The following is a 23,969-nucleotide window of genomic DNA, read 5'->3' as shown; positions in this document are numbered from 1 at the left end:
CGGACGAAGGGCATTTCATGCGTATCGCGATCACTGGTGCCAGCGGCAATGCGGGAACAGCACTACTCCGCAGACTTCAGGAGGCCAGGCAGGAACACCCGGGTGGACTGGAACTGGTGGGCATCAGCCGCCGTGCGCCGGACACTTCACGGCCGCCCTTCGCCGGCGTCGAGTGGCACACCGTGGACGTGGGCGGGGAAGGCGCGGCACAGGACCTGGCCAAGGCTTTTGCCGGAGCCGATGCGGTGGTGCACCTTGCCTGGCAGATCCAGCCGAACCGGAACCTCCCGCAACTGCACCGCACCAATGTCACCGGCACTGCGAACATGCTGGCGGCTGCCCGGGAAGCCGGAGTGAATCAGGTGGTGTGCGCCTCCTCGGTTGGCGCGTACAGTAAGGCACCCAAGGACCGCAGGGTGGATGAATCGTGGCCTGCCGGCGGCATGGAGGGCTCACATTACAGCCGGGACAAGGCTGAGCAGGAAAAGCTGCTGGACAGGTTCGCGGCGGATAATCCGTCGGTTGCCGTGGCCAGGCTGCGCCCCGGGCTCATCTTCCAGGGTCAGGCCGGAAGCGAAATCGGCAGGTATTTCCTGGGGTGGGTCCACCCGAGGTTCGTCCCGCGCCGGCCGGCGTTGCCAATATTGCCGATTCCCGAGGAACTGATCTTTCAGGCAGTGCATGCCGACGACGTCGCGGACGCGTACTGGCGCGTGCTTGAGCGCAGGGCCAGCGGCGCCTTCAATGTGGCGGCCGAGCCGGTGGTCACGCCGCAAAACCTGGCCCGGCTCTTTTCCGCCAAAAGGATCCTCCCCGTCCCGGTCCGCGCGCTGCACGCCTTCGTCGGTGCCACCTGGCGGCTGCGGCTGCAGCAGACAGACTCCGGATGGGTGGAGATGGCGGCAGGCGCGCCGGTCATGGACACCACGCGGATCCGGAGCGAGCTCGGCTGGGAGCCGCAAACGCCGTCATTGGAAGCCATCCGCGAAGTGATCGACGGCATGGGCAAAGGCGCCGGCGTGCCGGCGTCTCCCCCGCTCAGGCCGCGCCGCGGGCTTTTCCCACTCATGCGCCGGCGGTAGCCCCGCGGCCGCTCGTTAGTGCGGGCGTCAACGGCCGGCGACGGCTACTCGCGCGGAGTGTTCCGCCGGGTAGCGTCCGTGGTGGCGTCGGCATCCCGGCGGGCATCAACGTCGCGGGCATCATCTGCCCGCGCGTCATCTGCCCGCGAGCCCACGTCGCGCGCAGCCATGTCCCGTTCACCCGTACGGGCGTCCGCAGCCCGAACATCGCCACGGCCGACATCCCCCCGTGTTTCGTCGCGCCGATTGCCATCATCGTCCACATCCGGGTCTAAAGCATTGGCTTTGTACTGGTGCTTCTCGGCATCCGTCCGGAACTCCTGCGCGGCCGATTGCCGCTGCTCCGCCTCCTGGCGGAGCCGCGCCGCCTCAACCTGCGCCTTCTCGGCGTCGGCCTTGGCATGCAGGGCGTGGGCTTCGTTTTCGCGAGCCTCAAGGTCGGCATTCTCCGCTTTCCTGCGGATCTCGGCGGCGTGCTGGCGGTTCTGCTCATCCCGCTTCTGCCGGAACGCCTCCCGGCGCTTGCGGCTGGACATCAGAAGCACCGCGATGAGCGCGATGACGACGATTACAACGACGATCCAAATCCAGGCAGTTGGGTCCACTGTGGATCCACCTCTCTCTATTCCAGCACGTCATTTTCCGGCAGAATCCGGCCACTTGCCCCCCGGCGTGACGCTGCCGGGGGCGGCCGATTGATCTAGCGGCGATCAGGGTACTTACGATCTAATAGTAACCATGCTTACTATTTTATGGCGAGACGTTGCCGGTGGCACTCGGCAACCCGACATGCCGGAGAGGGATCAATTATGACGGAGAACCAACGGCCGAAGGGCGGCAGCGCTCCCGCGCCCAACGCCCAGGACCCCAACCCGCTGGCTTCCGGCCAGCTGGTCGAGACTCCGCAGTCGGACACCCGGATGGCGGATGATCCGCTGGGTGAGAAGCAGCTTGCCGACGATCCGCTGGGGAGCGACCCGCTCACGCTCGACCGCCGCAATCCGCCCAGGGCGCCCGGACTCTAAGCGACCCGACCCTGGTGCGACCTCACGACCCTGATGCGACCTCACGCACGACGCACGAGCCCGAACCCCTGATAGCGGGCAGGGAACGATCCGCGACAACGGAACACGTCCCGCCCGCGAACGAAAGGATGCCTCATGGCTACGAAAGAAGCCCCGGAAACCAGTACCGCAAAAGCGGGCAGTGCGCCTGCACCGGATGACGCGCGAAAGCCGGACAGTCCCACTGATGTGGACAAGCCGTCCTGGAAATACATTGCCCGCAAGACCCTCCGTGAATTCACCGCGGACCAATGCCCGGACCTCGCCGCCGGGCTTACCTACTACGCGATCTTTTCGATGTTCCCCGCACTTCTCGCCCTTGTTTCGCTGCTCGGCATCTTCGGGCAAGCGGAAAAGACGACGGCGGCACTCCTGGAAATCGTCCAGGGCGTGGCACCGGGTCAGGCTGTGGAAATGATCCGCGACCCAATCCAGGAACTGACCACCTCACCTGCTGCCGGCTTCACCCTTGTCATTGGCCTCGTGACGGCGATCTGGTCCGCATCCGGGTATGTGACTGCCTTTGGCCGCGCGATGAACCGGATTTACGAAATTGATGAGGGCCGCGGCTTCATAAAGCTCCGCGGCACCATGCTAGGCGTCACGGTGGTCTCGCTCATCATCGTTGCGCTGCTCGCAGCAATGCTTGTCATCAGCGGCCCCGTGGCCGAAGCCATTGGCAACGTCCTGGGCCTCGGCGGCGTGACCCTGACTGTGTGGAACATCGCCAAATGGCCGGTCATCGTTGCACTGGTCATTGTGGTCATCGCCATCCTGTACTACGCCACCCCCAACGTCCGCCAGCCAAAGTTTCGCTGGATGAGCCTGGGTTCCCTCATCGCCTTGCTCATTTTTGTGCTGGCCTCTGTGGGTTTTGGGTTCTACGTGGGCAACTTCAGCAACTACAACAAGACGTACGGCGCCATCGGCGGCGTGATCATCATGCTGCTGTGGCTCTGGATCCTGAACATGTCCCTGCTTTTTGGTGCGGAGTTCGACGCCGAGATGGAACGTGGCCGGCAGCTGCAGGCGGGCATTGAGGCCGAGGACACGCTCCAGCTTCCGCCCCGTGACACCAAGAAGAGCGACAAGCTCCAGGAGAAGGAAGAGGAGGACATCCGGCTGGGGCGTGAACTGCGCGAGAAGTACAGCGAGCAGGGCAACGGCCAAGAGGGCAAAGGCCAGGAGGGCAGCGCGCAGCACGACAGGGACGCCGACCGCCGGAACGGCAGTGGCGGAGCCACCGCCCGTGAAGGCAACGGCAACAGCCGCTGAACGACCCGACTTCACCCCGGGCAGCTGCCTCCCGGCAGCTGCCCGGGGGCGTTTCCGGCTTCAGCTGCTTTGGAGGGCCGCGGCCGTCTCCACGCCCAGGGCACGCAGGTATGAACCAAAACCGTGTGGTGCCCGGGCAGCGGTCCGCCCGGAAGTCAGTACACGCGTGCTGTCCGTGGCGGTGACGGCGAAGCCGCCGGCCGCCCAGGCCGCCTCATCGGTGCCCGCATCCGCGTGCGAGAACGTCACCACGCGTGCTCCCCCTTGAGGGTGAGCGCGCCCAACTGGGCGTCGTCACGCGTGGCGTGGTGCTGCCGCACGTAGAGGGACAGGTCCGCCATGCACTTGCCGTACCGTTCATCAAAGGCCAGCGGGCCGGGCCCCAGGTTCTGGCTCACCAGCAGCTGAACGCGTTCGACGGCGGCGGCAACAGTTCCCCGGACACGGAGCGCTTCGCTCCACCCGCCAACAGCACTGCTGTCCAGCCCGAGCCCGCCCCCGGTGTTGGGCTCGCCATGGGCCCCTTCCACGGCGGGCTCCCGGTCCGCCCCGGCGGCGTCCACGGCGTCGGCAGCACGGGTGAGGTACTGGAGGGTAGAGGTCAGGATCCGGTCCACTTCGCCGAGGGCGGCGAGTGCCACCTGGTCCGGCTCGCGCTGGGACCTGGCTCCGCGCAGGAGGGCGGCTTCGAAGTGCCGGCCCAGCGCGACGGCGCCGCCCAGCCAGCACGCTGCCACGCCCATGCCGCCCCAGGCAAAGCCCGGGCGCTGGAAGTACCAGCCGTCGCCGCCGAGCGGAACGGCCGGAACCCGGTCGAAATGGACAGTTCCGCTGGGGATTTCGCGCAGACCGCGGCTGGTCCATTCCGGGACGTCGCACGTGACGCCGGCGGCCCTGAGATCGACGGCGAAGGCGGCCCGGCCACCGGTCTCCGTGTGCGCCGTCACCACGGCGTGGTCCACGAACTGGGCCAGCGAGCACCAGGGCTTGGAGCCGTTCAGCTGCACGCCCGTGGCTTTCCCGGCGGGTTCTGCCTCGCCGGGTTCTGCCTCGGCGGGTCCTGCCTCGCCGGGTCCTGCCTCGGCGGCCAGCCGCGTGCCGGGGGCCTCGGCTGCGTACACGCCCCACGTTCCAGTAAACGATTCCGGCGTTCCCGCCTGGGACAGGATGGCGCCGGCGTCCAGGTGCGGTTCCATAACCCGCGCAGCGGCCACGTCCACCGCGGCCACGGATGCCAGTAGCTCCCAGAGCCGGACTGTCCGCCCGTCACCGGGCTTCGGCGCGGAACGGCCGGCCTGCTGGGCGATGGCCAGCAGGGCAGGGACGTCCCCCACGGCCGACGCGACCCTGTCCTGCAGCCGCTCGACGTCCAGCGGAGGTTCTTCCAGGACGGACTCGCCTTGCGACGGCTGGCTGAGGCGGACGGGCTGCCACTGGCGGTGCTGAATGTTCATTCAGTGTCCGCTGACGAGCGGGATGGCCGGATCATGGCGTTGCTATTTCCGTTCCGGGGCGGTCACGGACGCCGAGGCGGGCATAACTTCCGCGTTCACCATCCAGGCCAGCTGCTCCAGCCGGGTGATGGCCTCGTGCAGGAGGTCCGCGCTGGTGGGATCTTCTTCATCAACCTCATCGTGGACGTCGCGGATGGTCTTGACCGTTTGTTCCAGCCTCTTGGTGATGAGCTTGGCGGTGTCCTTGGTGACGGTCAGGCCGGCAGGATACTGTTCCAGCCTGGTGCCGGAGGAAACGGTGGCGCTCCGGCCGTCCGGTAGTGCGTGGAGCGACCGCATGCGCTCAGCGGTCTGGTCGGCGAGCAACCGGGCACTGTCCACGATCTCGTCCAGCTGCAGGTGCAGATCGCGGAAGTTGGTGCCCACCAGGTTCCAGTGCGCCTGCTTGCCCTGAACGTGCAGCTCGATCAGGTCGGTGAGGACCTTCTGCAGATTGCTGGCCAGAGTGTCGGATGCTTTCATTGTCTTCCTCCGCTGCCGTCACCGATGCGTTTCCATCCCTGGCCGGCCGGTCAGCCAGCAAGGATGAGTCCCAGCATACTTATCTTTTGACGGGGGTCTTTTTTGGCGCGGGCATCTGTATTAGCGGCCAAAGGGCCACAGCACCGTTGCCTGCAGCGATTCCAGCGGAACGCTCCCGTATGTGCGTGAATCGATGGAGCCCGCCCGATTGTCCCCCAGAACGAAGACGTGACCGGCCGGCACCGTGACCGGACCAAAGTAGGTGCCGTCGATGCGGCTGTGGTCGATCCCCGGCTCGGCCTGCGCAATCCCGTCCACCACCAGCACCGAATCCTCGATGGCAACGGTCTGGCCCCCGAAGGCAATGGCCCGCTTCACGGCAGGGTTACCGTCCTCCGGGCTTGTGAACACCACCAGGTCTCCGGCCCTGAGGAAACCCAACGCAGGCCCCGGCTTGAACATCAGGACCGTGCTGCCCTTGGGCAGCGCCGGTTCCATGCTTTCCGAGCTGACCGTCACCGGCTCCACCAGCCACAGGCGGGAGGCGAGCAGACCGGCGGCCAGCAGCACCGCCGTCGTGATTGTCCTCCCCCGAAAACCCTGCCGGGCGGATCCGGCAGGGTTCTCGGTGACTGCTCTGCTGTCAGGCACCACCCTGGATTTTGGATCGGCCCTGTGCGCCGCTAGCCGTCCCATTGGGGCAGCGCCGCCGTCATGGGGTCGTTGGGATCGTTGTCATCTTCCTTCAGCCCCACCCGGAACTGAACCATCATGTCGTGGTCCTCGTGGGGCAGGTTGTGGCAGTGCACCATGTAGCGGCCGCGGTGCGGACCGAACTTCATGAGCAGCCGGACCGTCTCCCCCTCACCCACGTAGACAACATCCTTGGGTCCGAGCTCCTGGGGAAACGGTGCACGGCCGTTGCGGCTCAAGATCTTGAAATCCACGAGGTGGATGTGCACGGGGTGGAACCAGCCGCCGGACCTGTTCTCGATCTCCCACACCTCAACGGCGTCCAGGTCAACCTCCGCGGCAACCTTCTTGTAGCCGCTGGCAATGACGTCCTGCCAGCTGTCGTCGTCAATAGTCCACATGTTGGTGGCATCGTTCCGCTTGACCCGGAACTTCCGGACCTTCGTGGCCTGCTTCTCCGTCATCGCCATGACCTCGTTCGCGGGCGCCAGCTGCGTGGGCACCGTGTTCCAGGTCGGGTCGCTCGTGTTGACCGGCTCATCCGTAACGTCGAAGGCCATCACCTTGTTGGTGAAGTCGTAGTCAACGTTGTTCGGGTTGGACAGGTTGCGCAGCTCGATCCTCTGGCCGGTCTTGTACTTCCGGAAATCGATGAGCAGCTCGTACCGCTCTGCCCCGCCATGGCGGTAGTTGGCCACCTTTTGAGGTGCGGGGACCAGGCCGCCGTCGGTACCAACGATGATCAGCGGATCCCCGGTGCTCAGGACCAGCCTGACGGAGCGGGATATGCTGCAGTTCAGGACCCGGAAGCGGTAAATGCGCTTCTGCACCTTCATGACCGGCCACGGCTTGCCATTGACCAGGATGACATCCCCCCACAGGCCTGAGTGGGTGTTGTCGTCATAGCCCAGGGCGCCGTTCGCGGCGAACATGGCGTCGGAAATGATGAGCGGCACGTCGAAGTCGCCCTGCGGGAGCAGCTGCCGTTCCAGCGGATCGTGCAGGTGGTATTGGGCGGCCAGGCCGGAGTAGGCATTCTGTGCTGTGAAGTGCACCCCGTGGTCGTGGTACCAGAGCGTGCGCGCGGGCTGGAAGTTCGGGTAGTGATAGTCCTTGAAAAACCCGGGATGGGTGACGTCACTGGCATACCCGTCGAACTGCGGCAGCGAGGCTGAACCGTGCAGGTGCGTGGACGTGGAGAGCACGTGCCCATCGTTCGGGTGCGTTGCGGGAAGCTGGTTCCGGACCCGTACCACTGCCTTGGTGCCCTGCTCCAGGCTGATCGTGGGACCGGGGAAAATCCCGTTGTAGCCCAGGATCGGTGTTTGGAGCCGCGGCAGGATGGACGCCATGGCTGCCTTCTCGGTCACGGTGTAATAGTTGACTGGCTGGCCGTCGGCGGGGTCCACGCCCACCTTGTCCGGTGCCAGCACCGGTGGCTTCACGAAAGCGGACTGGAACGGTTTGGGCATCTCTGCACTGCTTAGCCTGCTGGCGGACTTGGCCTCCACCTCGCCCCGCGGGAGCGACAGTACGCCTGCCCCGACAACGCCGAGTCCGCCCAGTAGAAGGACATTTCGTCTGGACACTGTCAGCACCGGGCCTCCTTTCGATAGGGATGGTTCGAGACCGGTTGGGATGCTTCGAGGATGTCGCGGCGTACTTGGAAAAAACCGGACCGGGCTGGGAAGGGTGGGGGTCGCCGGAGGCCACCCCCAATTGGGCCCCCTCAAATCGATGGTCTAATTCCGTTTCCCGACCGAAATCCACATGATTTCCGGACCACAGCCAGGGACGTACGCGAACTTGGGCCAGTGCAAACCCCGATTTCCACCGGTTTTATACGACCTTTATCCAAGGTGCTGCGTCCAATGTTGACGCAGTTGGGAACGCATCTCCCGGCTTGGCCTTGAAGGTACTGGGGGCCACAAATCGAGTGTCCACAAGGAGTCTCAATGTTCTCGCAATCTGTAAGCAGGCCTGTGGTGCCTGACGGAGCCAACCGCTCCCGGCCAGCGCACCGCAAGCCCTCCACCACCGCCGGGCGCCTTGCCCCGGCTGTTGCCGGCGCTCTGCTCGCCGCTGCTTTGTCGCCCCTCGGCGCTGTTCCCGCGAACGCCGAAACGGCCGGGATGGGCCCGGTCGACCCCGCAAACGGGTTCCCCACCTGGTTTTCGGACGGCACCGTCCGGCTGCAGCTCTGCTACCAGGCGGGGCAGGGGTGCCTCGTCGAGCCGCCGAACCCGGACCAGCCGGCGTCCTACCCGGACAACTTCCCCGACGAAGCCTTCTGGTTCGCCGCTGAAGCGTCCAGCGGCAATCTTGGCCTCTACGAAGCGGCCCTCGAAGCAGCGCATGCCAACGGACCAGTGGTCGACGGCGACCAGATGGGCTTTGGACGGCTCCGGTTCCGCCTGGACGGCCTCGTGGCCGGACAGTCGTACACCATCACCCACCCGTACGGCATCCACACGTTCACGGCTGACGCCGATGGCGTCATCAACGAGACCCTGGACCAGGGCGCCTGCGCCCCCACCCCGGACGCTGCGTGCAACTGGGCCGGCGTCGGAGCCGCCTTCCTCGGGGACTTCGGCAGGGGGACCACCGCGACCTTCCTCCGCCAGGTGGGCGCTGCGGCCGGCACCCTGGGCGACATCAACACCGCGCGGACCGTCACCGGCGCCCCCTCGGGCAACAACTTCGTGAGCGTCGTCGGACCGAATGCCGGCGGGCCGGGCGTGAACACCCTCACGGTGAACACCTTCACGGTCCAGGGCCTCATCGCGACGGACTCCGTTGGGGGCCCCGATACCCCTGACCTGCCTGCAACCAGCGACAGCGGCCGCTCCAGCTCCGACAACATCACGAGGGTAAACGCGCCTACCATCACGGGCACCCTGCCCGCGGGAACCGCTGGTCCGGTTCAGCTCATCGTCGACGGCGGCGCTCCCCGGGCTGCCACCGTTACGGGTTCTACCTACTCCCTGAAGCTGCCCACGCTGGCCAACGGCCCCCACTCTGTGCAGTCTGTTGCCGGCGGACTGACTTCCGGGACCCTCAGGTTCACCGTGGACACGGTCGCACCGCCGGTTTCGATCGTGTCACCGTTCCCGTCCTCGCCCAGCCTGGACAACACCCCGACCCTGAGCTTCACGAGCAGTGATACGGGCGCGCGGTTCGAATGCCAGCTCCAGCCCACCAACGTGGTCTGGGATCCGACCTGCGCCTCACCGAAGACGTGGGACGCACAGGTCAGCGGCACGTACAACTTCCTCGTCCGTGCCACGGACGCCGCCGGCAACGTCAGCCCGCTGGCGAGCCGCACCGTGCAGATCGGCACCACTGTCACCTCTCCGTACCGCAAGGTGCAGGACTTCAATGGTGACGGCCGGGCCGACATCGTTTCCCGCGATTCCACCGGAACACTCTGGCTCTACCGCGGCAACGGCACGGGTGGCTTCCTCACCCGGACCAAGGTCGGAACCGGCTGGAACTCGATGACGTCGATCATCAGCAGTGGCGACTTCAACAACGACCGCAAGGCCGACGTCATCGCCAGGTCCTCCACCGGCCTGCTGTACCTCTACAAGGGCAACGGCCTCGGCGGATTCTCGTCACGTATCCAGATCGGCTCGGGCTGGAACTCCTTCACGGCCATCACCGCTGCAGGGGACGTCAACGGTGACCGCAAGGCAGACCTGGTGGTCCGCGACAGCGCTGGCAGGCTTTACGCCTTCCCCGGCACGGGCAACGGCGGCCTTTCCGCACGGATCCTGATCGGCAGCAGCTGGAACACCCAGAACAGCATTCTGGGCACCGACTTCAACGGTGACGCGAAGCCCGATATCGTTTCCCGGGACGCTGCCGGCAGCCTCTGGCTCTACCGGGGCGACGGAGCCGGCGGGTTCCTCGCCCGGGTCCAGATCGGCGCCGGCTGGGGCGGCCTGAGCTCCCTGGCGGCTCCCGGTGACCTCAGCGGTGACGGCAGGGCGGACATCATCGCCCGTGATTCGAGGGGAAGCCTCCTCCTTTACCGCGGCAACGGCAGCACCCTCGTCAGCAAGTCCGTAGCCGGTATCGGCTGGAACTCAATGAGCTCCATCCAGTAGCTCACCGGCTCCTGAAAGGAAGAGTACCCAGCAAAAAGAGCACCGCCCGCGTACAGCCAGTACGCGGGCGGTGCTTCGCTGTGGGGGCGATGCTAAAGGGCGCTAGCGCACAACGGCCAGCGCGAAGCCGTCCCAGCCCTTCGACCCCACGGTCTGGATGACGGTGGCGTCCAGCCGGCTGTCCTCCCCCATCATCTTCAGCGCGCCGATGATTCCGGGGGCGTTGACCTCATCGATGGAGGGGTCCAGCGCCACACCCTCCCACACGACGTTGTCCATCACGATGCTGGTTCCGGCCTTGCCCAGCCGAACTGCCCACTCCAGGTACTGCGGGTTGTTTTCCTTGTCCGCATCGATGAAGACGAAGTCGAACGGAGCTGCACCTTCGGCCTCGAGGGCGGCGAGCGTGTCCAGCGCCGCGCCTGTCCGGATCTCCACCTTGTGGCCCACGCCGGCCGCGTCCACGTTTGCCCGGGCAATATCGGAATGCTTCTGGAGGTATTCGCACGTCACCAGCCGCCCGTCGTCGGGCATTCCCTGGGCCATCCAGATAGTGCTGAAGCCAGCCAGCGTGCCGATCTCCAGCACCCTGCGGGCGCCGGACGCCCGCACCAGCAGTTTCAAAAGCTTTCCGGCGTTCGGGGTCACCTCGATCGGCGGCATCCCGGCCTCTTCGGCGGACCGGACGGCGCGCTGGACGGCAGCGTCGGGGTGGACGACGACGTCGGACAGGTACTCTTCTACGGCCGTCCACTGGGGCCGCGGCTTGTGCTCAAACATGCGCCCAGTCTTACAGCAAGCGCCCGGCCCGGCTAGGCTGCCCCGTCAGTGGCCTTCGGTTTGGGGACCGTTCAGGGCACCTTCCAGGCGCTCCACCTTCGCGGTGAGTTCGCCGGAATAGCCGGGCCGGATGTCGGCCTTGATCACCAGAGACACCCTGCTGCCGAATTTCCCCACCGCCTCGGTGGCGCGCTTGACCACGTCGAACACCTCGTCCCACTCACCCTCGATGGTGGTGAACATGGAGTCCGTCTTATTGGGCAGCCCGGATTCCCTGACGATCTTGACGGCGGCAGCCACGGCGTCGTGCACTGAGGCATCGCCCTGCCCCGCCGCGGCGTAGACAGGATCAGCGGGAATTCCGGAAGGGGCGACTGAAAAGGCAAGCAACATGGGTCCAGTCTGACACGGAGGAATCTGCCGCCCGGACCGTGTGCTGTGTCATATTCGGCGCTACCAACCGGTAACGGAGTCAGGCTGACACAGCGTTGCTAACCTTGGTTTCATGAACCTCGCAGTAGAGCGCAAGCCACTTCGTGCTGACGCTGCACGCAACGTGGACAAGATCATTAATGCCGCCCGCGAGTGTTTCCGGCAGTATGGCCCGGATGTTCCGTTGCAGACCATTGCCGCCACTGCGGGAGTGGGGCCGGCAACACTGTTCAGGAATTTCTCGGACAAGGAGCAGCTCGTCCTGGCTGCCCTGAACCGCCAGCTCCGGCTCAATGTGGACCCCGTTATCGACGTAGCCCTTGCCGGCACCGATGCCGCCGACGGCCTGTTCCGGGTCATTGACGCCGTGATGACCGCAGCCAGCGACAATGCCAACCTGCTCGGCGCCGTGGCCGGCCGGCGGGACTTGCTGACCGGAATCACCGGGAGCCTGATTGAGTCTGTTGGCGTACTCCTTGACCGCGGCCAGGACCAGGGCACCCTGCGGGTGGACATCTCACTTACGGACATGGTGCGGCTCCTGGCAATGCTGATCGGAGTGGTCGACACCATGGAGCCGGGTTCGGACGCCTGGCGCCGCCCGGCTGCCCTTGTCGAGGACGCCATCCGCGCGGAACGGCCCACCAGGCCACTGCCTGCCCTGGTGCCGCTCCCGTCCTCACAGTTTGAGTAACAGCTGATGTTGCCGCCACGGAAACCAGTCCGGCATATTCCGCACACGGTGCTTGCACAGTAAGCTAGGCACACCGATGGGCTAGGCAGCCAGCCTCGGGCATCCCAAATACGGAGCACATCATGTCATTCTTTTCATGTGTTCATCTGAAACCGGCCGTGGCACCATGAACCGATCACAGCTTGCCCAGTTCATGAAACACGCACCGGACCCTGAAACTACCGTGATGGCAGCCTCCACCGATGAGCTCGCCATCATCGTGGACGCACTCTACCGGAACCTCGATACCCCGACGCCGGTGTTCGGCGCCCAGGACTGGTATGACCTCGCCACCGAAGAGCTCGCCAGACGGTCCGAGCCAGCTTCCCCCGACGCCTGCGGAGCCGCCTGAGTCCGGCCCGGACTCACCTTAGCCTCGGACTCACCTGAGCGGCTCCGGCCGGGCGGCCATGGTATGCAGGGCCGCAGCCAGGCATTCGCTCATGGCCTGGAGTGCGATCAACTGCGCTTCCCGCACCTGAGGCTTGGGAGCGTTGATGCAAATCGATTCATCCGCAGCCTGGGCCAGCGGATTGGGCGCCGCCCCCGTCACCGCCCAGACTGTGGCTCCGGCTGCCCGCGCCGCCGTCGTCGCCTCGAGCAGGGCATGCCGGTGCCCGCTGGCGGAGACTACCAGGAGGACATCGCCGGAACGGATGTGCGCCCTTACCCCGATGGCGGCCTCTTCGGCGTGGCCCTGCGCGATTTCGATGGCACTGACGGGCGCAGCGCCGGCTGTCACCCCTGGCCGAATGGCAATGACGGAGAATGGCTGGCGCTCACCTGCGTGGCGCCCCAGCAGTTCCGCGGTGAACTGCTGCACTTCGGCCGCCGAACCGGCACTTCCCGCCGTGAGCAGGCGGTTTCCGGACAGCAGGCGGCGGGCCAGTTCCTCGCCCCAGCCAGCCAAGCGCGAGGATTCGTTCCGCAGGGAGGCCAACGCGGGGCCCACCTGGCGCAGGTGCTCGAGGACGATATCAACCGGGGCTTTCACTTCGAACTGCGCGTCGGTGGCGCGGGTACGGGACAGTCTGCTGACGGCCTTCATTTTTTGATGCTCCTCTTAGCTACTTCGAGCATACAACGGATGTGATTCACGTCACTCAAATTGCCGCGTCTACTTGGCTGACGCGTCAGCCGGCTCAGTTCCAGCCAACCAGCCGGAGCAGGGCCGCAGCTCCCGCACCTGCCAGCACAACCACCAGGAAGGGCGCCCGGAGGAACAGGGCTGCAGCGGCGGCCGCCAACGCGCCCAGCCGGGCATCGAGTACGAGGGCCTGCCCGCTGGCCAGGGTGTTGACGATCGTCAGTGATGCCAGCAACCCGATGGTCATGGTTCCGGCCATCCTGGACACTCTGGGGTTCTGCAGCAGGCTGGCCGGAAGCAGGTAGCCCACCAGCTTCCATGCGTAGGCGAAGAGGCAGGAGAGCAGCAACCACACCCACAGACTCATTTGGCTCCTCCGAGGTTGGTCCCATTGCCCTTGTACTGTTCGGTGCCCGGCTGATGGCCGGCGTGCCGCTCCGTATAGGGGTCGATGTCCGGTTCAAGCCCTTCGTCCTGGCGGCCATGGCTGAACCAGCCGATGACGGCGGCCACCACGGCGGCAATCAGGATGGGGACACCCGCCGGGACGAACGGCACGGCCAACACCGTGGCCATGGCGCAGACGACGGCGATCGCCACCGGCTCCCGGCCCTTGAGCCGCGGCCACAACAGACCGAGGAACGCCGCGACGGCTGCGCCGTCGAGCCCCCACTGTTTCGGGTCTCCCAGCGCACCTCCGGCCAGCGCGCCAACTGCGGTGAAGACGTTCCAGAGGACAAAGATCCCGATGCCCGCGGACCAGAAACCCCGTTGCTGCTCGGCAGGATCCGGCTGCCCCGTACTTGTGGCCGTGGACTCGTCAATGGTCAGCTGGGCGGCGGCGTACCGGCGCCACCCCCGCGGCCGGAGCAGGACGTTGAGCTGCATTCCGTATATTCCGTTGCGCATTCCCAGCAACGTGGCGGCCCCCATTGCGGCCAGACCCGAGCCGCCGCCGGCAACCACCCCGATGAACGCAAACTGGGAGCCGCCGCTGAAGAGCAGCAGGCTCAGTGCCATGGTCTGCCAGAAGTCCAGGCCCGAGGTCACGGAGAGGGCCCCGAAGGACACCCCGTAGAGGCCGGTGGCGACGCTGATGGACAAGCCGACACGGACCGCAGGGGAACGCAGGAGTTTCGGGGGCCAGGTGATGGGCATGCCACCACTCAATCACAACGGCGGCTGCGACTGGGTTGTGGTCGAGGTTGCCGCCAGGGCTGGCTGCCGGAGCTGGGCCAGGACCTGTCCCGGCCGGTTGCTGGTGATCTCATGGATGCCCAGCCCCCGGCACAGCTCCACGTCGTCGTCCTCGTCCACCGTCCAGACCCGGAACCGGCGCCCGGAATCCAGCCAGCGCCGGATAGTGCCGGGATGCCGGCGGACATAATCGATGCCGGGCCCGGCCATTTCCACTGCGCCCTCGTTGAGAATCCGTTCACCCTCCAGCTGCGCGGCCTTCATCACGTTGGCCACAGCACTGCCCGTGAAAGGCCCTAGGCCCAGCTCCTCACGGATCCCGGTGACATTCACGTCGTCCACGAGCTGGCAGATGAACTCCCCGGGCACAGACTTGCAAAGGTGCCTGACCGAGTCCGGGCTGAAGCTCATGAAGGTCACCCGGATGTTGCCCAACCTGGATGTGGCGGAGTCCCAGCCTTCGGCCCGCAGCACTTCCAGCACCCGGTCCTCCAGCCGCAGCTGGTAAGGGCTGGGATGCTTCAGCTCGATGGCCAGCCCGATCTCCCGCCCGGCAGCCCGCAGCAGGTCCAGCAGGTCCGGCAGGGTCAGGAACTGTTCGGACCTGGGACCGTAGGCCTCGGGGATCCGGGCGCCCTTCCAGGATGAAAAATCCAGCAGCCGCAACTGGTCGACGGTCCGTTCGGCCACGGGACCTGTACCGTCCGAGGTCCGGTCCAGATTGGAGTCGTGCAGCAGGACAACGTGCTGATCACGGGTGAGGTGCACATCGCACTCCACGCCGTCCGCGCCGTCGGCGAGCGCCCGGAGGTAGGCGGCGCGGGTGTGCTCGGCGAAATCCGCGCTGGCACCCCGGTGGGCGTAGACCAGGGGACGGGTTAGGGCTGACTCGTCGGCTGTCATGGTCACACGTTAGCCGACCGCGGCCGCCAAAGCGGGGCTAGGCTTGGCACATGCAGGTGAACTCTCAGCCAACCACCCAGCAAGATTCGGCGGAGGAGCTTTCCCCGGAAAGCCCCGAGCGGACCGACGAACAGGGCGGCCGCCCTCCGGCGCGTCCCGCTGTCGTACGCCAGCTCACGGCGGGCGACGCCGAAAAGGCGGCCGCACTCCGGAAGATGAAACTGCTGGCACTGTGCCTGCTCATTGCCATGGCTGTGGTGTTCGTCGTGGCCTTCGCGCTGCAGAAGCAGTACCCGTGGCTGGAGTACGTCCGCGCCGCGGCGGAAGGCGGCATGGTGGGCGCCCTGGCCGACTGGTTCGCAGTGACGGCCCTGTTCCGCTACCCCATGGGGCTGAAGATCCCGCACACCGCCATCATTCCGCGCCGCAAGGACCAGATCGGCGCGTCCCTGGGCGAGTTCGTGGAGACCAATTTCCTCTCCGAACAGGTGGTCCATGACAAGCTCGCCAGCATCAACATCTCCGGCAAGGTGGGCAGCTGGCTGTCAGGGCCGGGCGGCGCCGAGCGCGTGGCCAAAGAGGGCGCCGCCGTCATCCGCGGTACGTTCAAAGTGCTGAACGACGACGACGTCCAGGCCGTTATCGAGGCCATGGTCCGCAGGCACCTCCTGGCTCCCCCGTGGGGCCCGCCCGTGGGACGCATGGCCGAGCGGATCTTCGCCGACGGGCACCACCACAAGCTGGTGGACCTCCTAGTGGACCGGGCCGCGGACTGGGTGGCGGCCAACCACCAGATGGTAAGCCGGCTCGTCACCGAGCGCTCCCCGCAGTGGGTGCCCAGCTTCGTGGACGGCCTGGTGGGGGACAAGGTCTACATCGAACTGCTGAAATTCACCCGGGCGGTTCAGGACGACCAGCAGCACCAGGTCCGGCTGTCCATCGACAAGTACCTGACCGACCTGGCCCAGGATTTGCAGCACGATCCTGCCATGATCGCCCGTGCGGAGGGCATCAAGGCGCAGGTGCTCGGCGATCCGGAGGTCCGTGAACTTGCTTCCCGCACCTGGGCCACCATCAAGGGCGCGCTGCTCACCGCCGTCGACGACCCGGACAGCGAACTGACGGTGAAGTTCAAGGCGGCCGTCCGCGATTTCGGCACCCGGCTGGTCAACGACGAGGAACTGGCCGGCAAGGTCAACGCCTGGATCGGCGACGCCGCCGGCTATCTGGTCCGCACCTATCGGTCCGACATAGCCGGGGTGATCACGGATACGGTGGCCCGCTGGGACGCCGAGGAAACGTCGCAGAAGATCGAGCTCCAGGTGGGCAAGGACCTGCAGTTCATCCGGATCAACGGCACGGTGGTGGGATCCCTCGCCGGGCTCGCCATCTTCACGGTGGCCCACCTGACGTTCGGCTGACAGGCTGGGTCCCCGGGCTGAGTCCCCGGGCTGACGGGTTTTGGCGAACCGGTTTTAGGCGAACGGCGACAGTTCCACGCCGGCTTCCTCCAGGCCGGCGCGGACGGCGGCAGCCATTTCCACCGCGCCGGGGGTGTCGCCGTGGATGCACAGGGAATCCGGGTCCACCCGGACCACGGTCCCGTCCACCGCCACCACCTCGCCCTTGAGCGCCAGGCGCACCGCCCGCTCAACGATCGGCTCCACGTCGTGCAGCACGGCACCCTCCTGCGAGCGCGGCACCAGCGTGCCGTCCGGCAGGTAAGCGCGGTCCACGAACGCCTCACGGAACACGGGATGCCCGGCGTCCTGGGCCTGCTTCAGCAGCTCGGAACCCGGAAGCCCCAGGATCGGCAGGCCGGGATCGTAGGCCTGGATGGCTGCCACCAGCGCGGAAGCCTGCTCGGCATCGTGGAATGCCCGGTTGTAGAGGGCACCGTGCGGCTTGACGTAGTCCACCGTGGCGCCCACCGCGTGCGCCACGCCGTCCAGCGCCCCGAGCTGGTACAGGACGTCGCCGAACAGTTCGTCGAAGGACATGTCCAGGGAGCGCCGCCCGAAGCCGGCAAGGTCCCGGTAGCCAACGTGGGCGCCGACCGTGACGTCCAGTTCATAGGCGGCACGGCAGCTGTCCAGCATCGTCACGGGGTCTCCGGCATGGAAGCCGCAGGCCACGTTGGCACTCGTGATGAGCTCGAACATGGCCGCGTCATCGCCCATGGTCCAGGAGCCGAAGGACTCCCCGAGGTCAGCGTTCAGATCCACCCGTACTACCTTCCGTTGTGTCACGTTGACTCGTGAGCTCGCCCGGCACCGTGTCCGGCATCGGACCGAAGGCCTCTTTCGCGTTGGCGACGACGGCCCTGCCCATCATGAGGTTACCGGCCCCGCCCACCACCGCTCCAATGCCGAAGGGCAGCGCACGTCCGAACAGGGCGGTTCCCTGCCGCCTGAGCAGGCTCCGGAGGAAGGCCTTCTGGATGCGCTCACGGATGAAACCGAACCCGGACGACGACATCCTGCCCGCGAGCGCATTTCCCCAGGCCTGGCTGGCACCCTTGCCGCGGCCCATGGCCTGGCCGCTGAGCGAACCAAGCAGCGCGGTGCCCTCCTCGCCGAGCATCACGGCCATCACCAGGGTGCTGGCTTTCTCCGGGTCCGTCATCCGGATCCCGTGCAGTTCGGCCAGCGAGGTGGCGTACAGGGCCGTTGCCTCGAGGAAACCGACGGTGGCGGCTGCGGAGAGGCCCAGTGACGCCACCGTGCCGACCCCGGGAACGAGGGCGGTGGCCCCGACCAGCGCTCCCCCGCCTGTCACTGCCCGAAGATAGTCGCGCTCCAGGATGTCCGCGAGCTGGGCGGCGGATGCGCGCGGGTTGCGCCGCTGGAGCCGGCGGATGTTCGCCACCACCAGCGGGCGCTGGATCTCCACCGCCCTCAGCAGCACGTTGTGCACGCCGGGTTTGGGATTGCCGTGGGCGTCGAACACGGCGTTGTGGGCTGTCTCCTGCGCGATTCTCATCGCGGGGTTGCGTCGCTTGGCCATCATCACCTCTACCTCGGAACAAGCGGCGGTCAATTCCCGCCGTCTAGCCTTAACACTAGGCCACACGCCAAGATACCAAGCATGCTGATCACTGCGGTGCCGGCCCGGCCCTCACATCAGCCCGGCCCTCACAGCGCCCAGGACTCGCCCACGGCCATGTACGCGGACGAGGACGGCCCGCGGGGTCCGGGGTAGACAGTGGGGGCGCCGGGCCATTCGACGCCGAACTCGGAGAGTTTGCCTCCGCTGCAGGGATGGTAGACGTTGCTCATGGAGGCGCTGGCGGGTCCCAGCTGGAAGTCCGGCGCGGAGAACTGCCGCCGGTCGAGTACCCCGGAGATTTCGAGGGCGGCCCGCCGCCCCGTCGCCCGGAATCCGCGCTCAAGGTCCAGTTCGACGTCGAACTCGTCCTGGGTGTGACTGACCGCGCCGAGCGGAAAGCGCGCGGCCTCCGGAAAGAAGCGTGTCAGTTCCGTGGCAAGGCAGGAGGCGAAGATTTCGTTGGAGCCGTAGCTGCGCCAGCCCTGGAGCGTGGCGACCATGAGGACCGTTCCGGTGCCCCACCGGGACCAGTCGGCCACCCAGAAGGAGGCGAAACAACTGGCCGGTTCGCCGGGAATATGGACGCCGTTCCGGTCCACCGGGTGCAGGGCAAGGCCGAAGTTTGCGCCGATCAGCGCCACATTGCGCCGCCCCGGCCGGGCCGGTGTGTTCCCCATGGCTAGAGCCTATCCCGCCGCACGCGTTCCACGCGCCAGAGGCTCGGCCTAAGATTGCCGTGTGCCCCTCCCCCGCGCCTTTCGACCCTTTTCCCACCGCGAATACCGCGTCCTGATCGGCGCCCTCGCCATATCCATCTTCGGCTCAGGCATGTGGGCGGTGGCCATGGTGTACCAGGTCATCCACATCGGCGGCGGTCCGCTCGAGCTGTCCCTCGTGGCCGCGGCAGGCAGCGTGGGTCTCGTGGCGTTCGTCCTTGCCGGCGGCATCGCAGCGGACCGCGTTCCGCAGCGCCTGCTGATCATCGCCGTCGAGGGAACCAACCTTGCGGTGATCGCAACTGTCAGCGGGCTGGCGATGGCAGGCTGGCTTCAGCTCTGGCATTTGGTGGCCGGCGCCTTCGTCCTTGGGGTCGGGGCGGCGTTCTTTCTTCCCGGCATACTCGGCGATTCTGCCGCGGATCCTGCCGCCGGAGGACCTGCTGGCCGCCAACGGCATGGAAGGAACCCTGCGCCCCACGCTGCAGCAGGCGGCGGGTCCTGCCGTGGCCGGCCTCGTTGTGGCGGCGTTGTCGCCGTCGCATGCGGTGACGGGCGTGGCCGTGTGCCACCTGCTGGCCTTCATCATCCTGAACTTCCTCGGCCAGCACGCCCTTGCGGCCCCCGGCGCCGAGGCCCCCGCTGCAGAGACCCCCAGAGCCGCCAAGGCACCAGCCAAGACGTCCTTCTTCTCCGACCTCCGTGAGGGTGTCAGCTACACGGTCCGGACGCCGTGGCTCCTCTGGACGCTGCTGTGGGCGTGCATCTCGGTGCTGTTCCTGATCGGGCCCATCGAAGTGCTCCTGCCTTTCGTGATCCGGGACCAGCTGGGCGGGGACAGCCGCATGTTCGGGTTCCTGCTGGCCGTCATGGGGGTCGGCAGCGCCGTGGCCTCGCTGGTTACGGCGTCCGTCCGGCTCCCGCGCCGCTACCTGACCGTCATGATGGCGTGCTGGGGAGCGGGCACCCTGCCGCTGGCAGCGGTGGGGCTCATGGATAGCTTCTGGCTGCTGGCCCTGGCACTTTTCATTTTCGGCGCCACGGGCAGTGTGGGCATGGTCATCTGGGGAACGCTGCTGCAGCGGCGTGTGCCGCCGCATCTGCTGGGGCGGGTTTCCAGCCTGGACTTCTTCGTGTCGCTGGCGCTGATGCCGGTCTCGATGGCGCTGGCCGGTCCCGCCGCCGCCGTGCTCCCGATCTGGCTCATCTTCCTGGTGGCGGGCGGGGTCTGCCCGGTCATGGCGGTGGTGGCCCTGCTGGTGGCCCGGATGTCCACGGACGAAATCGCCCATCCGCTCGACCGCCGGGACCCGCTGCCCGCCGGAGCCGAGGCCACCAGCTAACCGTGTGCCGGCTACCGTGTGTCCGCCGACGCCCGTCCCTGACCGGGCGCCAGCAAGCTCCTGTCACTCGCGGGCGCGCACCACGGGGATGCTCGCCGTCGGCGGCCCGCTGGGGAACACCGAGGGCTCGGGGACGTGCACCGGTTCCAGCGAAACCCGCACCGGCTGGGAAGCCACGGAGTGCCGGACCCCGCGCACGTCGATGTCCAGCGCTCCGCCGTCGAGGACCGTCAGCGTAATGCTGTCCTGATCGAGTTCCACCAGGAGCCGGCGGCCCTGGAGCTGCAGGTGGAAGCGCAGGATGTCCCATTCCTCGGGCAGCCGGGGATCGAAGAAGGGCACGGGGCCCTGGTCGCGGAGCCCCGCGAAGCCGCACACCAGCGAGCTCCACACTCCGCCGGTGGAGGCGATGTGGACGCCGTCGATCGTGTTGCCGTGGGAGTTGTCCAGGTCGATGAACACGGCATTGGTGAAGTGCTCTAAGGCAGCCTTGCGGTAACCCACCTCGGCGGCCATGATCCCCTGGACACACGCCGACAACGTGGAGTCCCCCGTGGTGATCGGATCGTAGAAGTCGAAGGCGCGGCGCTTTTCCTCGGCGGTGAACTCCTGCCACTGCAGGAACATGGCCAGCACCGTGTCCGCCTGCTTCAGCACCTGGTGGCGGTAGATCACCAGCGGGTGGAAGTTCAGGAGCAGCGGATACTTGGAGCGCGGCGTTGTCCAGTCCCATGGCTCCAGGGTCATGAAGTCGTTGTCCTGCGAGTACACCTGGAAGTGCTCGTCGAAGGGCAGCTGGATCCGCTCTGCAGCCGCCTCCCACAGCTCCCGTTCGGCGTCGTCGACCGCCGCGTGGTTCAGTGCTGCGGCTGCCCGGAGATTAAACCGGGCCATGACGTTCGTGTAGAGGTTGTCGTTCACCACCGCGGTGTACTCGTCCGGGCCCGTCACGCCGTGGATGTGGAACAGGCCGTCCTTGCCGAAGAAGCCCAGGGAAACCCACATGCGGGCGGTCTCGATGAGCAGGTCGGCGCCCATCCCGGCCCGGAACTCCGAATCACCGCTGGCCCAGAGGTACCTGTTGGTGGCGAAGGCAACGGCCGCGGCGATGTGGAACTGCGCAGTACCGGCAGCGTAGTAGGCGCTCGCCTCCAGGCCGTTGATGGTGCGCCAGGGGAAAAGCGCGCCGTCCACGCTCAGCTCCTTGGCGCGGATCTTGGCGTCCGGGAGCATCTCGTGGCGGAACTCCAGGACCTGGCGCGCGCCGTCGGGGTTTGAATACGTCATGTACGGCAGGAGGTAAACCTCCTGGTCCCAGAAGTAGTGCCCGTCGTAGCCCGAGCCGGTGACGCCCTTGGCCGGGATGCCTGCGACACCCGCCCTCGCGGTGGCCTGCGCGAGCTGGAAGAGGTTCCAGCGGATGGCCTGCTGCAGTTCCGGCTGTCCGCCCACCTGGATGTCGGCGCTGGCCCAGTAGCTGCGGTAGTGTGCCTCGCTTTCGGCGAAGACATCGCCAACCGGCTTCAGCCCGGCTTCCGCGGCGACGGCCGGGTCCTCCCCGGCTTCCGCGTCCGCAGCGCCGGGCACACCCCTCCGGACACCCCGGGACACGGCGTAGCTGACGCTCTTTTCGAGCCGGAACGGCTCGTCGGCGGCGACCGCCAGCACGTAGCGGACGCTGCTGTCGTCCTGGTCCACGAGGGTATCGAACGGCTGGTGACCGGCGGACGTCCAGTGCTCGACGGCCATCCCCACCCGCTGCTTCGATTCAGCGGCCTCCCACGACAGGCGCAGTGAACCGTCGCCGCCCTCCATCTTGAGAGGCAGCAGGACACGGCCCGCGTGCCGGCCCGACCGGCGCGGGTCGTGGGCGGAATGGTCCTCCACCGGCTGGTCCTGCCGGTTGATGACGGACGAGGTGACGTCGACGGAGACTGCCCGGTCGGCAGAAACCTCCAAGGAGATGCCCAGGCTGCCGCGCGCTTCGAAGCCCACGGCCCGGCGCTCCACGGTGGTCACCGTGGCGCCGGAACGGCACTGCCAGACGATGCTGCACTCGTAGATGCCGGTGGCGAAATCAACGGACCGCCGGTAGTCCAGCACTGCCGATTCGGTGAGGCTGAGCATTTCGCCGTCAATGATGACCGTGAAGTTGTTGGCGTCCGGAATGTAGAGGATGCGCTGGCCCGTGCGCGCGAAGCCGTAGGCATTCTCGGCGTGCTTGATGTCCCAGATCTCGTGGAACCCGTTAATAAAGCTGCCGGGCAGTTCAGCATCGGCCGATGCCCAGTGGGCACCCCGGACACCGAGGTGTCCGTTGCCGAGGGCGAAGAGCGTCTCGAGCGTCCCGGCGTCGCCGGGTACGTGGCTCGTCTCCACGAGCCTCCAGGGATCACTGGGGAAGCGGACGCGGTCAGCGTTGATGAGTGCCATGAGTGGCGTTCCTTAGACGGTCGAAAATGGTGCTGGAAGTTCTGTCGGGCCTGCGGGGCCCGGTTGGTGTACGGGAGCTGCGGGCCTAAAGAAGTTCCTCGAGGTCGTTGACCACCAGGGTGGCGCCGGCGTCGAGCAGCGTCTGCCGCCCGGCCCCACGGTCGACGCCGATGACTGAGTGGAAACTGCCGGCGCTGCCCGCCTGCACGCCGGACACGGCGTCCTCGACGACGACACACTGCTCGCTGGGCAGGTCCAGAAGCCGGGCGGCATACTCGTAGGTCGCGGGGTCCGGCTTGCCGGGCAGCCCTTCCTCAGCGGCCACGACGCCGTCCACGACCACCGGGAACCGGTCCGCCAGCCCCGCCGCACGCAGCACCGAGGGGGCGTTCCGTGAGGAGGAGACGACGGCGACCTTCAGTCCGCGGTCCAGCGCGGCTTCCAGGAAACGCACCGATCCCGCGAAGGGCTCCACGCCGGAGCTGACAATGTCGTTGAAGATCCGGTTCTTCCGGTTGCCCAGGCCCTGGACCGTGATGTTGTCCGGATCGTCGTCGGCGGGGCCCTCGGGAAGCGTGATGCCACGGGACGTCAGGAAGTCCCGGACGCCGTCGAACCTCGGCTTGCCGTCGATGTGGTCAAAGTAGTCGCTTTCCCGGTAGCCGTCCTTTTCGGGAACGGTTTCGAGGTAGCCGTCGAACAGTTCCTGCCAGGCGCGCTCGTGGACCACGGCCGTGGGCGTGAGCACGCCGTCAAGGTCAAAAAGGATGGCGGCGGCGCGGGTCCAGCTGTTTGGCCGGCTGCCAGCGCTGGTATTCAGGGTTTTGATCATGCTTTGTTCCGTGTCCTTTCGGGGGTCGGACAGCAATGTGTTGGGAATTACGAGGAACGTGGTCACCGGTGACCTAAGAGTTTGGTGCGCTGGCAGAACCGGCCGCTGCAAAGCCTGCCGCCTGCAGCACCTGCCGTTCAGAGCAGCGGGCTTGGCGAGCAGCGGGCTTGGCGGGTTCAGTTACGGTGATTCTGCAGCTTGAACAACAGGCTGGCGTATCCTGCGACCGGGCTGCGTTGCCCCGTCCGCCAACGGCGTCCCACTGT

At 66.7% G+C, this 23,969-nt stretch carries 24 protein-coding genes and 1 pseudogene; 8 read left to right on the top strand and 17 right to left on the bottom strand.

All coding sequences use genetic code 11. From position 1 onward, the window contains the following. The first annotated feature begins 17 nt into the window (after positions 1 to 17). The gene (locus QF036_RS03705) at positions 18 to 1,082 is read left to right on the top strand and encodes an NAD-dependent epimerase/dehydratase family protein (protein ID WP_307099353.1); all 1,065 of its coding nucleotides are present in this window, start codon (positions 18 to 20) and stop codon (positions 1,080 to 1,082) included. 44 nt (positions 1,083 to 1,126) lie between these two features. Here QF036_RS03705 and QF036_RS03700 read toward each other — a convergent pair whose 3' ends face one another. Continuing rightward, positions 1,127 to 1,687, bottom strand: a complete 561-nt coding sequence (locus tag QF036_RS03700) for a hypothetical protein (protein ID WP_307099351.1) — start codon at positions 1,685 to 1,687, stop codon at positions 1,127 to 1,129. A gap of 204 nt (positions 1,688 to 1,891) precedes the next feature. On the opposite strand from QF036_RS03700, the gene QF036_RS03695 reads away from it, so the two are divergent. Together QF036_RS03695 and QF036_RS03690 are read left to right on the top strand one after the other, a co-directional pair. Continuing rightward, positions 1,892 to 2,107, top strand: a complete 216-nt coding sequence (locus QF036_RS03695) for a hypothetical protein (RefSeq protein ID WP_307099349.1) — start codon at positions 1,892 to 1,894, stop codon at positions 2,105 to 2,107. Positions 2,108 to 2,242: 135 nt separating this feature from the next. Continuing rightward, positions 2,243 to 3,421: a YihY/virulence factor BrkB family protein gene (locus QF036_RS03690; protein ID WP_307099347.1), complete on the top strand. Its 1,179-nt coding sequence runs from the start codon at positions 2,243 to 2,245 to the stop codon at positions 3,419 to 3,421. A gap of 60 nt (positions 3,422 to 3,481) precedes the next feature. On the opposite strand, the gene QF036_RS03685 is transcribed toward QF036_RS03690, so the two are convergent. The 5 genes from QF036_RS03685 to QF036_RS03665 all read right to left on the bottom strand — a co-directional run bounded on the left by QF036_RS03685 (position 3,482) and on the right by QF036_RS03665 (position 7,685). Continuing rightward, on the bottom strand, positions 3,482 to 3,670 hold the full coding sequence (locus tag QF036_RS03685) for a hypothetical protein (RefSeq protein WP_373460069.1): 189 nt from the start codon (positions 3,668 to 3,670) through the stop codon (positions 3,482 to 3,484). Continuing rightward, positions 3,667 to 4,875 (bottom strand): acyl-CoA dehydrogenase family protein, encoded by a 1,209-nt coding sequence (locus QF036_RS03680; protein WP_373460067.1) that lies wholly within the window; start codon positions 4,873 to 4,875, stop codon positions 3,667 to 3,669. Before QF036_RS03680 ends, QF036_RS03685 begins: the two co-directional genes overlap by 4 nt. A gap of 42 nt (positions 4,876 to 4,917) precedes the next feature. Continuing rightward, positions 4,918 to 5,397: a Dps family protein gene (locus tag QF036_RS03675; RefSeq protein ID WP_307099345.1), complete on the bottom strand. Its 480-nt coding sequence runs from the start codon at positions 5,395 to 5,397 to the stop codon at positions 4,918 to 4,920. A gap of 120 nt (positions 5,398 to 5,517) precedes the next feature. Next, positions 5,518 to 6,048 carry a signal peptidase I gene (gene lepB / locus QF036_RS03670; protein ID WP_307099343.1) on the bottom strand — a complete coding sequence of 177 codons (531 nt, stop codon included), beginning with the start codon at positions 6,046 to 6,048 and terminating at the stop codon, positions 5,518 to 5,520. A gap of 32 nt (positions 6,049 to 6,080) precedes the next feature. Further along, positions 6,081 to 7,685, bottom strand: a complete 1,605-nt coding sequence (locus QF036_RS03665) for a multicopper oxidase family protein (protein ID WP_373460251.1) — start codon at positions 7,683 to 7,685, stop codon at positions 6,081 to 6,083. Positions 7,686 to 8,045: 360 nt separating this feature from the next. On the opposite strand from QF036_RS03665, the gene QF036_RS03660 reads away from it, so the two are divergent. Next, entirely contained in the window at positions 8,046 to 10,199 is a 2,154-nt protein-coding gene (locus QF036_RS03660; RefSeq protein WP_307099340.1) for a VCBS repeat-containing protein, read from the top strand. Between the two features lie 102 nt (positions 10,200 to 10,301). Here QF036_RS03660 and QF036_RS03655 read toward each other — a convergent pair whose 3' ends face one another. Both QF036_RS03655 and QF036_RS03650 read right to left on the bottom strand, forming a co-directional pair. Beyond that, complete coding sequence (locus tag QF036_RS03655) at positions 10,302 to 10,979, bottom strand: O-methyltransferase (protein WP_307099338.1); 678 nt, start codon at positions 10,977 to 10,979, stop codon at positions 10,302 to 10,304. A gap of 45 nt (positions 10,980 to 11,024) precedes the next feature. Beyond that, positions 11,025 to 11,372 (bottom strand): thiamine-binding protein, encoded by a 348-nt coding sequence (locus QF036_RS03650; RefSeq protein ID WP_307099336.1) that lies wholly within the window; start codon positions 11,370 to 11,372, stop codon positions 11,025 to 11,027. Between the two features lie 112 nt (positions 11,373 to 11,484). Between QF036_RS03650 and QF036_RS03645 the strand changes: the two genes are divergently transcribed. Beyond that, positions 11,485 to 12,105 (top strand): TetR/AcrR family transcriptional regulator, encoded by a 621-nt coding sequence (locus tag QF036_RS03645; RefSeq protein WP_307099334.1) that lies wholly within the window; start codon positions 11,485 to 11,487, stop codon positions 12,103 to 12,105. 226 nt (positions 12,106 to 12,331) lie between these two features. Further along, the gene (locus QF036_RS03640; protein WP_307099332.1) at positions 12,332 to 12,496 is read left to right on the top strand and encodes a hypothetical protein; all 165 of its coding nucleotides are present in this window, start codon (positions 12,332 to 12,334) and stop codon (positions 12,494 to 12,496) included. Between the two features lie 30 nt (positions 12,497 to 12,526). On the opposite strand, the gene QF036_RS03635 is transcribed toward QF036_RS03640, so the two are convergent. From QF036_RS03635 to QF036_RS03620, 4 genes are all read right to left on the bottom strand, one after another. Further along, on the bottom strand, positions 12,527 to 13,192 hold the full coding sequence (locus tag QF036_RS03635) for an SIS domain-containing protein (protein ID WP_307099330.1): 666 nt from the start codon (positions 13,190 to 13,192) through the stop codon (positions 12,527 to 12,529). Between the two features lie 94 nt (positions 13,193 to 13,286). Next, positions 13,287 to 13,598 carry an AzlD domain-containing protein gene (locus tag QF036_RS03630; RefSeq protein WP_307099328.1) on the bottom strand — a complete coding sequence of 104 codons (312 nt, stop codon included), beginning with the start codon at positions 13,596 to 13,598 and terminating at the stop codon, positions 13,287 to 13,289. Further along, positions 13,595 to 14,389 carry an AzlC family ABC transporter permease gene (locus tag QF036_RS03625; protein ID WP_307099326.1) on the bottom strand — a complete coding sequence of 265 codons (795 nt, stop codon included), beginning with the start codon at positions 14,387 to 14,389 and terminating at the stop codon, positions 13,595 to 13,597. The genes QF036_RS03630 and QF036_RS03625 overlap by 4 nt, the downstream gene beginning before the upstream one ends. Positions 14,390 to 14,401: 12 nt before the next feature. After that, entirely contained in the window at positions 14,402 to 15,331 is a 930-nt protein-coding gene (locus QF036_RS03620; protein ID WP_307099324.1) for a glycerophosphodiester phosphodiesterase, read from the bottom strand. 50 nt (positions 15,332 to 15,381) lie between these two features. Here QF036_RS03620 and QF036_RS03615 point away from each other — a divergent pair, with 50 nt between their 5' ends. Next, positions 15,382 to 16,752, top strand: a complete 1,371-nt coding sequence (locus QF036_RS03615) for a DUF445 domain-containing protein (RefSeq protein ID WP_307099322.1) — start codon at positions 15,382 to 15,384, stop codon at positions 16,750 to 16,752. Positions 16,753 to 16,806: 54 nt separating this feature from the next. Here QF036_RS03615 and QF036_RS03610 read toward each other — a convergent pair whose 3' ends face one another. The 3 genes from QF036_RS03610 to QF036_RS03600 form a co-directional block, all read right to left on the bottom strand. Further along, the gene (locus tag QF036_RS03610) at positions 16,807 to 17,556 is read right to left on the bottom strand and encodes a LamB/YcsF family protein (protein WP_307099321.1); all 750 of its coding nucleotides are present in this window, start codon (positions 17,554 to 17,556) and stop codon (positions 16,807 to 16,809) included. Continuing rightward, positions 17,540 to 18,337 (bottom strand): hypothetical protein, encoded by a 798-nt coding sequence (locus QF036_RS03605; protein WP_307105745.1) that lies wholly within the window; start codon positions 18,335 to 18,337, stop codon positions 17,540 to 17,542. Before QF036_RS03605 ends, QF036_RS03610 begins: the two co-directional genes overlap by 17 nt. A 128-nt stretch (positions 18,338 to 18,465) precedes the next feature. Further along, positions 18,466 to 19,056 (bottom strand): hypothetical protein, encoded by a 591-nt coding sequence (locus QF036_RS03600; protein ID WP_307099318.1) that lies wholly within the window; start codon positions 19,054 to 19,056, stop codon positions 18,466 to 18,468. Between the two features lie 61 nt (positions 19,057 to 19,117). Here QF036_RS03600 and QF036_RS03595 point away from each other — a divergent pair. After that, positions 19,118 to 20,438: pseudogene (locus QF036_RS03595) on the top strand (MFS transporter). A 63-nt stretch (positions 20,439 to 20,501) separates the two neighbouring features. On the opposite strand, the gene QF036_RS03590 reads toward QF036_RS03595, so the two are convergent. Then, complete coding sequence (locus QF036_RS03590) at positions 20,502 to 22,871, bottom strand: glycoside hydrolase family 65 protein (protein WP_307099316.1); 2,370 nt, start codon at positions 22,869 to 22,871, stop codon at positions 20,502 to 20,504. Between the two features lie 85 nt (positions 22,872 to 22,956). Then, the gene (locus tag QF036_RS03585; RefSeq protein WP_307099314.1) at positions 22,957 to 23,703 is read right to left on the bottom strand and encodes an HAD family hydrolase; all 747 of its coding nucleotides are present in this window, start codon (positions 23,701 to 23,703) and stop codon (positions 22,957 to 22,959) included. Between the last annotated feature and the right edge of the window lie 266 nt (positions 23,704 to 23,969).

It is taken from the genome of Arthrobacter globiformis (assembly GCF_030817195.1).
Classification (GTDB): domain Bacteria; phylum Actinomycetota; class Actinomycetes; order Actinomycetales; family Micrococcaceae; genus Arthrobacter; species Arthrobacter globiformis_D.
The sequence above is the reverse complement of the archived record's forward strand: the minus strand, read 5'-3'. Positions and strand labels throughout refer to the sequence as shown.

Coding starts and splice junctions, on each gene's coding strand:
- QF036_RS03680 (WP_373460067.1), bottom strand. CDS start 4,875: ATGAACATTCAGCACCGCCAGTGGCAGCCCGTCCGCCTCAGCCAGCCG.
- QF036_RS03605 (WP_307105745.1), bottom strand. CDS start 18,337: ATGGCCAAGCGACGCAACCCCGCGATGAGAATCGCGCAGGAGACAGCC.
- QF036_RS03690 (WP_307099347.1), top strand. CDS start 2,243: ATGGCTACGAAAGAAGCCCCGGAAACCAGTACCGCAAAAGCGGGCAGT.
- QF036_RS03675 (WP_307099345.1), bottom strand. CDS start 5,397: ATGAAAGCATCCGACACTCTGGCCAGCAATCTGCAGAAGGTCCTCACC.
- QF036_RS03660 (WP_307099340.1), top strand. CDS start 8,046: ATGTTCTCGCAATCTGTAAGCAGGCCTGTGGTGCCTGACGGAGCCAAC.
- QF036_RS03695 (WP_307099349.1), top strand. CDS start 1,892: ATGACGGAGAACCAACGGCCGAAGGGCGGCAGCGCTCCCGCGCCCAAC.
- QF036_RS03640 (WP_307099332.1), top strand. CDS start 12,332: ATGGCAGCCTCCACCGATGAGCTCGCCATCATCGTGGACGCACTCTAC.
- QF036_RS03705 (WP_307099353.1), top strand. CDS start 18: ATGCGTATCGCGATCACTGGTGCCAGCGGCAATGCGGGAACAGCACTA.
- QF036_RS03655 (WP_307099338.1), bottom strand. CDS start 10,979: ATGTTTGAGCACAAGCCGCGGCCCCAGTGGACGGCCGTAGAAGAGTAC.
- QF036_RS03645 (WP_307099334.1), top strand. CDS start 11,485: ATGAACCTCGCAGTAGAGCGCAAGCCACTTCGTGCTGACGCTGCACGC.
- QF036_RS03620 (WP_307099324.1), bottom strand. CDS start 15,331: ATGACAGCCGACGAGTCAGCCCTAACCCGTCCCCTGGTCTACGCCCAC.
- QF036_RS03625 (WP_307099326.1), bottom strand. CDS start 14,389: ATGCCCATCACCTGGCCCCCGAAACTCCTGCGTTCCCCTGCGGTCCGT.
- QF036_RS03585 (WP_307099314.1), bottom strand. CDS start 23,703: ATGATCAAAACCCTGAATACCAGCGCTGGCAGCCGGCCAAACAGCTGG.
- QF036_RS03650 (WP_307099336.1), bottom strand. CDS start 11,372: ATGTTGCTTGCCTTTTCAGTCGCCCCTTCCGGAATTCCCGCTGATCCT.
- QF036_RS03635 (WP_307099330.1), bottom strand. CDS start 13,192: ATGAAGGCCGTCAGCAGACTGTCCCGTACCCGCGCCACCGACGCGCAG.
- QF036_RS03600 (WP_307099318.1), bottom strand. CDS start 19,056: ATGGGGAACACACCGGCCCGGCCGGGGCGGCGCAATGTGGCGCTGATC.
- QF036_RS03615 (WP_307099322.1), top strand. CDS start 15,382: ATGCAGGTGAACTCTCAGCCAACCACCCAGCAAGATTCGGCGGAGGAG.
- QF036_RS03630 (WP_307099328.1), bottom strand. CDS start 13,598: ATGAGTCTGTGGGTGTGGTTGCTGCTCTCCTGCCTCTTCGCCTACGCA.
- QF036_RS03590 (WP_307099316.1), bottom strand. CDS start 22,871: ATGGCACTCATCAACGCTGACCGCGTCCGCTTCCCCAGTGATCCCTGG.